The sequence below is a fragment of the Sulfitobacter dubius genome (assembly GCF_900113435.1).
Classification (GTDB): domain Bacteria; phylum Pseudomonadota; class Alphaproteobacteria; order Rhodobacterales; family Rhodobacteraceae; genus Sulfitobacter; species Sulfitobacter dubius.
In genome coordinates this window covers 1-10,893 of record NZ_FOPG01000012.1, presented here as the reverse complement: position 1 = coordinate 10,893, position 10,893 = coordinate 1, and the positions used below count along the sequence as shown (strand labels likewise).

The 10,893-nt window shown below is 55.0% G+C and carries 11 protein-coding genes and 1 pseudogene; 10 read left to right on the top strand and 2 right to left on the bottom strand.

The features are described from left to right. Positions 1 to 377, bottom strand: a 377-nt coding sequence (locus tag BM229_RS17860; protein WP_139226318.1) for an IS6 family transposase, incomplete at its 3' end; no start/stop codon positions are given. On the opposite strand from BM229_RS17860, the gene repC reads away from it, so the two are divergent. From repC to BM229_RS17840, 3 genes are all read left to right on the top strand, one after another. Beyond that, positions 371 to 1,222: a plasmid replication protein RepC gene (gene repC, locus BM229_RS17855; RefSeq protein ID WP_093928992.1), complete on the top strand. Its 852-nt coding sequence runs from the start codon at positions 371 to 373 to the stop codon at positions 1,220 to 1,222. The two genes, BM229_RS17860 and repC, sit on opposite strands and share 7 nt — an antisense overlap. A gap of 435 nt (positions 1,223 to 1,657) precedes the next feature. After that, positions 1,658 to 1,915, top strand: a complete 258-nt coding sequence (locus BM229_RS17845; RefSeq protein ID WP_093928990.1) for a type II toxin-antitoxin system ParD family antitoxin — start codon at positions 1,658 to 1,660, stop codon at positions 1,913 to 1,915. Further along, positions 1,912 to 2,247, top strand: a complete 336-nt coding sequence (locus BM229_RS17840) for a type II toxin-antitoxin system RelE/ParE family toxin (protein ID WP_093928989.1) — start codon at positions 1,912 to 1,914, stop codon at positions 2,245 to 2,247. The genes BM229_RS17845 and BM229_RS17840 overlap by 4 nt, the downstream gene beginning before the upstream one ends. A gap of 6 nt (positions 2,248 to 2,253) precedes the next feature. Here the strand turns inward: BM229_RS17840 and BM229_RS17835 are convergent. Beyond that, positions 2,254 to 3,350 (bottom strand): annotated as a pseudogene (locus BM229_RS17835) (tyrosine-type recombinase/integrase). A gap of 484 nt (positions 3,351 to 3,834) precedes the next feature. Between BM229_RS17835 and dctP the strand changes: the two are divergent. The 7 genes from dctP to BM229_RS17800 all read left to right on the top strand — a co-directional run. After that, positions 3,835 to 4,860 carry a TRAP transporter substrate-binding protein DctP gene (gene dctP, locus BM229_RS17830; protein ID WP_093928988.1) on the top strand — a complete coding sequence of 342 codons (1,026 nt, stop codon included), beginning with the start codon at positions 3,835 to 3,837 and terminating at the stop codon, positions 4,858 to 4,860. Between the two features lie 148 nt (positions 4,861 to 5,008). Beyond that, positions 5,009 to 5,464, top strand: coding sequence for a TRAP transporter small permease subunit (locus BM229_RS17825; RefSeq protein WP_167360300.1), 456 nt, complete (start codon positions 5,009 to 5,011; stop codon positions 5,462 to 5,464). Next, complete coding sequence (locus BM229_RS17820; protein WP_093928986.1) at positions 5,461 to 6,771, top strand: TRAP transporter large permease; 1,311 nt, start codon at positions 5,461 to 5,463, stop codon at positions 6,769 to 6,771. Before BM229_RS17825 ends, BM229_RS17820 begins: the two co-directional genes overlap by 4 nt. 147 nt (positions 6,772 to 6,918) lie before the next feature. After that, positions 6,919 to 8,649 carry an L-arabinonate dehydratase gene (gene araD / locus BM229_RS17815; protein ID WP_093928993.1) on the top strand — a complete coding sequence of 577 codons (1,731 nt, stop codon included), beginning with the start codon at positions 6,919 to 6,921 and terminating at the stop codon, positions 8,647 to 8,649. A 2-nt stretch (positions 8,650 to 8,651) separates the two neighbouring features. Next, positions 8,652 to 9,482, top strand: a complete 831-nt coding sequence (locus BM229_RS17810) for an IclR family transcriptional regulator domain-containing protein (RefSeq protein WP_093928985.1) — start codon at positions 8,652 to 8,654, stop codon at positions 9,480 to 9,482. Between the two features lie 22 nt (positions 9,483 to 9,504). Then, positions 9,505 to 10,254, top strand: a complete 750-nt coding sequence (locus tag BM229_RS17805) for an HpcH/HpaI aldolase family protein (RefSeq protein ID WP_093928984.1) — start codon at positions 9,505 to 9,507, stop codon at positions 10,252 to 10,254. A 117-nt stretch (positions 10,255 to 10,371) separates the two neighbouring features. Next, positions 10,372 to 10,893 (top strand): IS6 family transposase (locus BM229_RS17800; protein ID WP_093928983.1); only part of this gene is annotated, 522 nt, incomplete at its 3' end.

The window sequence follows — 10,893 nt, the reverse complement described above, 5'->3', positions numbered from 1 at the left end:
CGGGCTTGCCGCAGAAACGCCCTTGCAGCCTTGGCATTTCGCCGCGCCGTCAGCCGAAAATCGATCAACTGGCCGAGCTGATCGACGGCGCGCCAAAGATAACACCAGCGACCACCGACGCGGATGTAGGTCTCATCGACATGCCATTGCAGCCCTCGCCAGGAACGATGGCCACCATAGGCCCGTTTGCGGATCTCGGGGCCGAACTTCCTGACCCAGCGGTGGATCGTGGAGGCATCGACCGTCACCCCGCGCTCGGCCAGCAAATCGCGGACGTCGCGGCACGACAGCGGGTAGCGACAGTACCAGCGCACCGCTAGAAGGATGATCTCCCGAGGGAAACGATGCCGCTTGAACGGATTCTTGCGCTGTGCCATCGGACCCCCCATCATTACCAACCCAAGGAACTTGCGGTGGTCGGGCAGTTAATGCAACGGACCCGTTTGACCTTACTCCACTTGTCGCGCGCTTTGATGAGTTCAGGGAGATCGCGGAAAAACTTGCCCATGCAGAGGCTCGCTGCAAACGTCTGCGCGAGACCGTCAGCCTAATGCGCCGCGACCTTGCAGGTTTCGTCGCCTATGGGCTGTCATTGAAGCCCGAGTTGGCCTTATGGGACCGTATGAGCGACCTCTCCGTGCTAACGGCCCGTGACCTGCGCAGAAGACTAAGCTTCGAAGATTTAAACGTTCTCAAAGCAAAAATGATCGCAGCGCTTGAAGAAGTCAAAACCTGTATCGACGCGCCACAATCAGACAATATGAGCACCAGCGACGCTAATATTGAGCAGCACCATCAGAGTTCAAATAAAGAATATATAGATAATAGAGAAGAAGCTGCAACCGGCGCTAATGAAGCCCCAACGGTAAGCCATAGATCACCGCACCAAGCGCCTCCGATAAAGCTAGTATTGAGCACCTGCAAAGAAATACAAACCTTTGCTCCAGGCTCCGTGCGGCATTGGGATGATCTTGTGAGTCTTTCGGATGCTGTTAGCCCAATGATGGGAATTAGCAGACAGGTATGGAAGGAAGCTCAGTCTCGGATGGGCACGGCGCAAGCTGCAACGACACTTGCTGCGATGCTTGAAAGATTCGCCGAGATCAAGAGCCCATCGGCCTATCTGCGTTCGCTTACTCAAAAAGCCGAGAACGGTTTGTTTTCCTGCGGCGCTATGATCCGCGCATTACAGGTGCGACCGGGGGTAAGTTCACAGCTGTGAACTTTTGCTGCGTCGCCCCCCCTCCCCGATTGCTGTTCACAGCTGTGAACAGTGCAACCCTGAGCCTCTGGATTTTCTGGCGCCTAGCGACAAATGACGAAATTGTTAAAAGCACACCTACAGCGCTGCTTCTCTTACTAGGAGTGCAAACAAAGATCAGATTTAACGCGATACACCCCAATTAAAGATCCAAAATGTGACCAAGCCGTAATGGGCATCCAAATAGCAAAGGACACTTTTGCACTCGTCTTCGGGAACCATAGCGCGGGCGAGGTTGCGCCTCCGGGCGGATATCTGGGGGCATGGTTGAGAGAGCCGGGGCAGGGGAACCGCATCTCGATCGCAGCTTCTATGTTAGGCTCAGTGGATAAGCGTCGTGACGTATTGATCATTGAGTGGAATTGGCACATATTGCCAATAGAGGAGACCTAACCCATGGTGACACGCAACGTTGTTCTGACCGAGACCCAAGACCATCTGGTTCAAGCCCTGGTGACGTCCGGGCGCTACCAGAATGCGAGTGAAGCCTTGCGCGCTGGCTTGAGGCTGCTCGAGCAGGAAGAGGCGCAGATCACGGGCATCCGCCAAAAGCTTCTCGAAGGTCTCGCGCAGGCCAAGGCGGGGGATCTTGCTGAGGGCAGCGGCAAAGATGCGATCCGTAGGGCCTTTACGACGGCGCGCACGCGTTTATGAGCCGATCGTTCCGGCTGACGCATCGTGCGGAATCAAGCCTCAATGAAATCGCGAGATGGACGATCGAAAATTTTGGGCTGCGGCAAGCAGAGCTTTACGAGGCTGAGTTGATCAACCGCTGTGAAAGTATTCTGAATGGCCAAGCCCATAGTCGGAGTTGCGCAGTTCTCGTTGATGATGTCGAAGATCTGCGATTCATAAGGGCAGGGGAGCATTTCCTGGTCTTTCTAGATCGATCGGACGAGGTCATCATCGTGGATATCCTCCATTCCCGAAGCGAACTCCCTCGTCATGTTACCTCGCTTTTGGCCATAAAGTCCGAAGACTGCTGATCCTCGTCACAACCCGGCTGCCTTCGTCAGGTTCACTCGGAATCGGTCGCGCCGGCGTTGATAGCGGCGGGTCATTTCCGCCGAAGGGTGGCCGAGCTGTTTCTGGACATAGCGTTCATCAACCTCTGCCGAACTGGCGAGGCCGGCACGCAGGGAATGACCGGAAAAAAGCGCGGGCCGGTCCTTTTCAGGTAGGTCGGACCGAATTCCGGCGTCCAAGACCGTGCGCTTGATCAGGCGTGCGATGTGCTTGTCGTTCAGTCGCGCATCTAATGCGCGTTTGCCATCCCGCGAGGTGCTGACAAAGATTGGGCCGAAGTTGATCTTCGCGAAGTGCAGCCATTGCTCGAGCGCGTGAACAGGGCAAGTCTGGTGGCTAGAGCCGCGGCCAATCTCAACCTCACGCCAGCCGGTTTTAGCGTTCAGCGTGAGCAGGGCACCCTTGTCGAAGATCTCGATCCAACCGCTCGAGCCCGGCGTGTCGCCCTTGTGGACATCCAAGCTGACAATTTCCGACCGACGCAGACCGCCCGCATAGCCGAGGAGCAGAATGGCTCGGTTCCGGAGGCCACGCAGATCGTAGGGCAAGGTGGGCACCATCGCGAGAATGTACTCGGCCAAGATTGCTTCTTTCTGCACCGGGGCGTGCGCATGCTTGCACTTAATCCGGCGAGCACTGTCGCGATGTGGCGATCCTTTCGGTTCAGGGTGAACCCACGTTGCGCGTAATGCCACGCGAGGCCGGACAGGCGGCGCTCGATGGTGGAAACAGATAGAGGAGGCATCGCTCCAGTCGGGGCGGCCAGGTCGGTCAGGTAGAGGCCGATCACCTGAGGTGTCGGGGGCAGGGGGGCTGTGCCATTTAATCTGCACCAGCGGGCAAAGTGCTTCCAGTCCGCGGCGTAGGCCTTGTTGGTGTTTTTTGCAGTCGACCTCTTGGCATAGTTGCGCGCTGTATCGATCAGACGGTCGAGCGTCCCAGAACCTGGTACATGGGAGGGGAGTGTTAGAGCGTCGCTGTGCAATCTCTCATGCGCCTCACTCTCGTCTGGGAGAGCCTTGTTCGATGCTGATGGATGCGGATTTTCGTTGTTTTCTGCCATGGCTGCGAGGGTATTCCATTATGTCCGATAATGTAAACTTATTGGACATATGGAAAAACGGCAGGGTCCGGCGGTTAATAAGGCATTTTGCAGGAGAAAGCGCCGCTACGGGATGGGGTTGCAGGTAACCTAGCAGCGCGCAGCGCTCTCTGACGACCTGGACAGCTTACTTAAGTTGCCGGTCTGGGCCACCTCCGGTGGTCGGTAACCGTTGAAACTGTGGACCTATCCGAACAGGGCGGAGCGGGCGGTGTTGGATTAACATATAAGGGACACATCCGCCTTTGTCTAAAATCTTGCGGTGATCGCAAAGTGGCCCGATTTCGAAAGCAGGCGAATGTATCTCTATTTGGGTAGTACCGCCGACCCCTTCGGTTCCGGGTTTGCGTAGGTGTACGATAATCGCACGCAGGGACTAATATTTTGACAGATGTAGGATCCGGAACCCACAGTATGCCTGTCATGTCATGGAGGAGATGCCAAAATGAAATTCCGTAATCTTGCTGCTGGGGCTCTTGCGCTTGCCATCGCTGTGCCCGCGTCTGCCGAAACAACACTTCGTATTCAAACCGCACAGAATGCTGGCGACTTTGTTCTGACCCGCTTTAACGAAATCTGGTTGCCGAAACTCGAAGCGATGTCTGCAGGTGAGTTGAACGTCGAGTTGCTGCCGATTGGCGCGGTGATCCCGCACCGGGAAACGCCTCGGGCCGTGTCTGCCGGGATCATTGACGGCCAGATGACGACTGCAAACTATTTTGCGGGGCAAGATGCTGCCTTTGCGCTCTTTGGCGACCTGATTGCAGCTTATGACTCCCCAGATCAAGGCCAGACTTTCTGCCGAAACGATAAGGGTCGGGAAGTTCTGCAGACACTGTATGACAACCATTTTGGCGACAATCTTCAGGTCATTGGTTGTGGACCCTACGCACGCGAAGCGCTGGTTGTCACAGATCCCATCCGCACATTGGCAGATATGAAAGGTAAGAAAATCCGGGCGCCCGAAGGACTGGCCGCCGAGGTCTTCCGTGAGGTTGGTGCCGTTCCAGTGAGCCTTCCATTTAGCGAAGTCTACACTGCGCTCGAAACGGGGCTCGTCGATGGCGCCGACGCAAGCGCGCTTGTGAACAACGAGGCGCTTGGCCTCCATAGCATTGCCAAATCGCCGATCTACCCTGGCATCCATTCACAAGCAGTTCACAGTTTTTCCCTTAACAAGAAGACGTGGGAAGCATTGAGCGAACAGCATCGCACGATAATCGAAGTCTGGTACAATGCGGCCTATGATGACATCCGCCGCGCGGCAGATCTTGAAGACCGCCGTACCGCGGCCGAACTTGCCACCCGCGAAGGTATTGAAGTGGTTGATTGGTCTGCGGAAGACCGGCAGGCTTTTCGCGCAGCAGCCGCAGTTGCCTGGGAACGCGCAGCGCAGCAATCAGAAGACGCTGCGATGGTCTTTGAAGCGCAGCAAGAATACCTGCGCCTGATCGGTTTGTTGGAAGACTGATACATCCAAACGGGTCAGGGCAGGGGTTCTGGCCCGCCTTTTGGCGGCAATGGAAGGTCATCAAATGCAAGCGTTTAGCCTGTACATTTCACGGTTCAGTATCGGCATCGGGTATGCCTGCGCGCCACTCTACTTAATATCCTTGTTGGTGGCTTTGCGCGAAGTTGTGATGCGGTACTTTTTTAATGCCCCATCCGATTGGGCCTTTGAGGTGACACTGACGCTTTGCGCCATGGCCTGGGCCCTGTCAGTGGGATACGTCGGGCAGCAAAACCGGCATATCGCGATAACCTTTCTGCACGACATGGTCCGTCCATCGCGCAAGAAGGTTCTCGATTATCTGACGCTTTCTCTTACCGCTATTGCCTTCGCAGCATTGGCAACATCAACTTATGAATCGGCTTATGAGGCAATCGTAAGACTTGAGCGAACCGGGAGCGCCTTCAACCCACCGATGCCCGCCATTTTGAAACCAGCTTTGTTCATTGGGGCTATTTTAGGGTTCGCCCAAACGCTCGCGAATATTGTGCTTATCGCTACCGGATATACCCCTGAGGCCTACGATCCCAACGCTCGGGCCGAACCAGAGAAGATGGCGCTATGAGCATCGCACTAGTAACTGCAATCATCGTTCTAGCTCTGCTGGCTTTGATGGTTCTCGGAACGCCACTTGGGATCGCGACGCTACTGGTCTCCGTTGCAACCTCGCTAATCTACTTTGGCATTCCTGGCCTGTTTCTGGTCTCCAGTAATGTCTACCACGTCCTAGAGAACTACTCATTAGTTGCCGTGCCGCTTTTTGTCTTCATGGCAGGAATCCTTGAGCGGTCGGGCATCGCTGAAAGTTTGTTTGATGCCATGGCCGAGCTTGGCGGCCAGTTCCCCGGCTCGCTGGGCATTCAGACCTGCGTGGTGGCTGTGTTTCTCGCCGCTATGAGCGGGATCATGGGGGGAGAGATCGTCATGCTCGGGATGATTGCGTTACCCCAGATGTTCCGCTTGGGATATAATCGCAAACTATCGATTGGGATCATCTGTGCATCGGGCGCTTTGGCCACCCTTATTCCGCCAAGCATTGTGATGATTATCTACGGCGTCACCGCAAACGTTTCGATCTCGGACCTGTTCTTAGGCGGCACTATGCCCGGCCTGATGCTAGCCACGATCTATATGTTTTACATCTACACGCGGTGCCGCCTCGATCCGGAAATGGCCCCGGTGCCGCTACGCGACGAGCATACGTCAGGCCGTAAGTTAAATGCGTTGAAAAGTCTAATTGCGCCGCTCTTTGTGATCACCAGTGTTATGGGGACAATCTATTCGGGGATTGCTTCGGTTACTGAGGCAGCAGCGATTGGCGCCTTTGCGGCTATTCTCGTCGCCATCCTACGCGGTAAGATGAGCTATGCCATGATCCGCGATGCCTTCCGTCAGACCGTGTTGACGGTGGGCTCGGTTATTTGGCTTGTGCTTGGCGCTGTAAGTCTTGTTGGGATCTATAACATCATCGGCGGGAGTCGTTTCCTGCAAGGCGTTCTGTCCGGGTTGGACTGGCACCCAGTGCTCATAATTCTTCTCATGATGGCAATCGTCTTTGTCTTAGGGACATTCATGGAGTGGATTGCGATCGTGTTCATCACAGTGCCGATCTTTGCACCGGTGGTCACGTCGCTGGGATATGATCCGATTTGGTTCGGCGTGCTGTTTGCCATGAATATCCAGATCTACTATCTGACGCCGCCATTCGGTCCGGCCTGCTTTTTCCTGAAAAGCGTCGCGCCCCCTGATGTCACCTTGCAAGAGATATTCGCCTCAGTCTGGCCGTTTGTTCTCATGCAAATTGTTGGCGTGCTCTTGGTCTTGTTCTTCCCCCAGATTGCGCTGTTCTTACCTGAGGTGCTTTCCCGATGAACCATGATGACGAAGACCAAAACCGCCTCAAGCTTAGCCATCGAAGCGATTTGGCTGCAGATATTGCGGGTTACCTGCTTGGGGCTGCGATCCTGGTAATAATGTTCGGCCTTTCGGGCTCGTACTAGCGAACTAATGGAGATCAAGATGACTAAGCAACCAGAGGACCTTCGGTCTCATCGTTGGTTCGGCGATCCCGGCCTGCGCACCTTTGGCCACCGTTCCCGCATGAGGCAAATGGGCTATGATCCGACAGATTGGGAGGGCCGCCCGATCATCGCGATCATCAACACTTGGTCCGATATCAACCCCTGCCATGCTCATTTCAAGCAGCGTGCTGAATCGGTCAAAACCGGTATCCTGCAAGCGGGAGGCTTCCCACTGGAACTGCCCGCGATTTCGCTTGCCGAGCAGTTTGTCAAACCGTCGGCTATGCTCTATCGCAATCTGCTGGCGATGGAGACGGAGGAGCTGATCCGCTCGCATCCGATTGATGGCGCTGTCCTGATGGGGGGGTGTGATAAAACCACGCCGGGTCTGCTCATGGGCGCAATCAGCATGGATGTTCCAACGATTTATTTGCCAGCGGGGCCGATGCTGCGCGGCAATTGGCAGGGCAAAACGCTGGGCTCCGGTTCGGATAGCTGGAAATACTGGGACGAACTGCGCGCGGGCCAGATTACCAAGGCTGATTGGGAAGGTGTGGAACGCGGAATTGCACGAAGCTATGGGCATTGCATGACGATGGGCACCGCTTCGACGATGACGGCGATCGCAGACGCGCTTGGGATGACACTGCCCGGTGCCTCATCCATTCCTGCCGCAGATTCCAATCACATTGCGATGAGCAAGAATGTCGGTCGCCGAATTGTGGATATGGTGTGGGAGGACCTCAAACCCTCTGACATTCTGTGTGAGAATTCCGTGCAGAATGCCATCTCTGTGGCGATGGCAATGGGCTGTTCGACGAATGCTATTATTCACCTGTTGGCAATGGGCCGGCGCGCAGGTGTTGATGTTACACTCGACGATTTTGACCGCCTTAGTCGCAAGGTGCCAGTGGTCGCGAATGTGCGGCCGAGCGGTGAAGAATATCTGATGGAGGATTTCTTTTATGCCGGGGGTCTGCCCGCTTTGATGAAACAGATCGAACAGCACCTCGACTTGGATATGATCTCGGTCACGGGGCGTTCGCTTGGAGAGGATATCGCCACTGCGCAGGTGTTCAATGACGACGTGATCCGAAGCATCGACAACCCTATCTATGCCGAAGGCGCGCTGGCGGTTCTTAAGGGCAATCTTGCGCCAGAAGGCTGCGTGATCAAACCGTCGGCCTGCAGTGAAAAGTTTCAGCACCACACCGGCCCCGCATTGGTGTTTGATGATTACAAAGACCTGAAAGATAACATCGATTCAGATGATCTGGATGTCACTGAAGACACCGTTCTGGTTTTGCGCAATGCCGGGCCGGTAGGGGGGCCGGGGATGCCGGAATGGGGTATGCTTCCTATTCCGGGTAAACTGGTGAAGGCGGGCGTTCGCGACATGCTGCGTCTGTCGGATTCACGCATGAGCGGCACGAGCTATGGGGCATGTGTATTGCACGTCTCACCCGAGGCCCATGTCGGGGGACCGCTTGCCTTGTTGCAAACCGGCGATTTAGTGACCGTGGATATTCCAGGTCGGCGGATCCACATGGATGTATCAGACGAAGAACTGGCCCGACGCCGCGAAGCTTGGCAGAAACCCGAAGCGCCCTATCAGCGCGGTTTCGGCCAGATGTATGCAACTCATGTGTCCCAGGCCCACAATGGGTGTGATTTTGATTTCTTGGAGACATCTGCCGGCTATTCTGTCCCAGAGCCAAAGATTTACTGATCATGGGCGCAGGAACAACCGACTCCTCACCTCCATTTCCAGAGGATGTCCTGCGGCAAAACCCGAAGGACTATTCCCTGACATTGGCAAAAGGTATGGCCATTCTCGAAATGTTTGGTGCAGATGTTCAACACATCAGTTATCAAACTGCTGCCGACCATTTAGGTACAAGCCGGGCAACTGCACGCCGCTTGATATTAACGCTTCAAGCTATGGGGTATTTGGAGAAGCAGGGGAACGAGTACACGCTGACGGTCAAACCACTGGCCATTTCGCGTGCGCTACTTTCTTCGAAGTCCATCCTATCTATTCTCGCTGAAAAAGTGCGCTGTCTATCCGCCAAGATTGACCGTCCTTGTTCTGTTGTATCGCTAAACGGGGCCGAAATTCTGTTCCTGTGCCGGGACCCTTCCCGCAGGGTCTATGCATCACAACTCGCCTTGGGTGACCAACTTCCAGCCCATGCGTCTTCCGGTGGAAAGGTTCTACTGTCGGCAATGGACGATGAGGCGATTTTGGCATGGTACGTGCGATACGAGCCACAGCCGTTAAGCCAGCGCACAATAACAGGACCTCAAGCAATGCTGAGAGAAGCTGCTCAGATCCGCGCGCAAGGCTATGCTATCTCCGATGGCGAACTTGAGGAGGGGCTGATTTCTCTCAGCGTCCCTGTGCGGGACCATTTCGACAAAACTCGCCTAGCACTTGTAGTGTCACAATTTACAAATTTGGGTTCGACTGAAGATTTTGTGAGGGAGGTTCTTAGTCACGCTCAGAATGCCGCTGATGACATTTCAATGACCTACGCCGACTATCTAAGACATAGCGCCTGATTGCGAAAAAAAGGAATAAAACATGAGTTTTCACCAGAGATTGCGCAAAGGGCCTCCATTGATCACCACTTTCGTGAAAACGCCTCATCATATGGTGATTGAAGTGTTGGGCGCTACCGGGATTGATGCGATTTTGCTGGATGCAGAACACTCGGTTTTTGGTCCGGCGGAGCTTGATCGTGCCATACTTGCTGCGAGATCGACCGCGACGCCCGTTCTTGTCCGAATTCCCGATGATCGTCCGTCGAGTGTTCTTCAGGTGTTAGATATGGGAGCCGATGGCGTGATCGTTCCGCATATCAGTACTGCGGAACAGGCCCGATTAGTGGTTCAGTCGGCACGCTACGGAATCGAAGGACGGGGATTTGCCACGACGAATAGGGCAGGGGCCTTTGGTAGAACAAAGATGCCCGAGCATTTGAAAGCGTCCAGTGAGCCAACCGTCATTGTTCAAATAGAAGACCCGGATGCGGTCGACAATATTGACAGCATTACAGATGTAGACGGGCTAAGCGGTGTTTTTATAGGGCCTGCCGATCTCGCAGTGGCCTATGGAGAAAATGATATTACCGCTCCGCGTGTGATTGCAGCAGTAGACCACGTGATATCGGTTGCGGGGCAAAAAAACGTTCCGATCGCAAGTTATGCTGCAAAAATCGACGCGGCAAAAGGTTTGATTAAGAAGGGAATGACACTTGTGGTTTTAGCGACTGAACATACTGCCATGCAGGAGTTCTTCTCGGAAGATAAAATTAGTTCACTGAGATTCTAAGCAAGTTTGCGGGGTGGTGTTTCTGACGCCGTAGCAATCAGATAACTCTGAGGGGGTCCGTTGCATTAACTGCCCGACCACCGCAAATTCCTTGGGTTGGTAATGATGGGGGGTCCGATGGCACAGCGCAAGAATCCGTTCGAGCGGCATCGTTTTCCTCGGGAGATCATCCTTCTAGCGGTGCGCTGGTACTGTCGCTACCCGCTCTCGTGCCGCGACGTCCGCGATTTGCTGGCCGAGCGCGAGGTGACGGTCGATGCCTCCACGATCCACCGCTGGGTCAGGAAGTTCGGCCCCGAGATCCGCAAACGGGCCTATGGTGGCCATCGTTCCTGGCGCGGGCTGCAGTGGCATGTCGATGAGACCTACATCCGCGTCGGTGGACGCTGGTGTTATCTATGGCGCGCCGTCGATCAGCTCGGCCAGTTGATCGATTTTCGGCTGACGGCGCGGCGAAATGCCAAGGCTGCAAGGGCGTTTCTGCGGCAAGCCCGAGAGACCGTTCGCCTGTATCAGCCCCTGACCATCGTCACTGACAAGGCGCACAGCTACGCCAAGGTGATCGGCGAGATCAACGACCGGCTCGGGCCAGAGCACACAATCCGCCATGTCGATCGCAAGTACCTGAACAACCGGATT

Bases quoted from the DNA above. Each gene is read 5' to 3' on its own strand.
- BM229_RS17810 (WP_093928985.1), top strand. From the start codon at position 8,652: ATGGGCGCAGGAACAACCGACTCCTCACCTCCATTTCCAGAGGATGTC.
- dctP (WP_093928988.1), top strand. From the start codon at position 3,835: ATGAAATTCCGTAATCTTGCTGCTGGGGCTCTTGCGCTTGCCATCGCT.
- BM229_RS17820 (WP_093928986.1), top strand. From the start codon at position 5,461: ATGAGCATCGCACTAGTAACTGCAATCATCGTTCTAGCTCTGCTGGCT.
- BM229_RS17840 (WP_093928989.1), top strand. From the start codon at position 1,912: ATGAGCCGATCGTTCCGGCTGACGCATCGTGCGGAATCAAGCCTCAAT.
- BM229_RS17845 (WP_093928990.1), top strand. From the start codon at position 1,658: ATGGTGACACGCAACGTTGTTCTGACCGAGACCCAAGACCATCTGGTT.
- araD (WP_093928993.1), top strand. From the start codon at position 6,919: ATGACTAAGCAACCAGAGGACCTTCGGTCTCATCGTTGGTTCGGCGAT.
- BM229_RS17805 (WP_093928984.1), top strand. From the start codon at position 9,505: ATGAGTTTTCACCAGAGATTGCGCAAAGGGCCTCCATTGATCACCACT.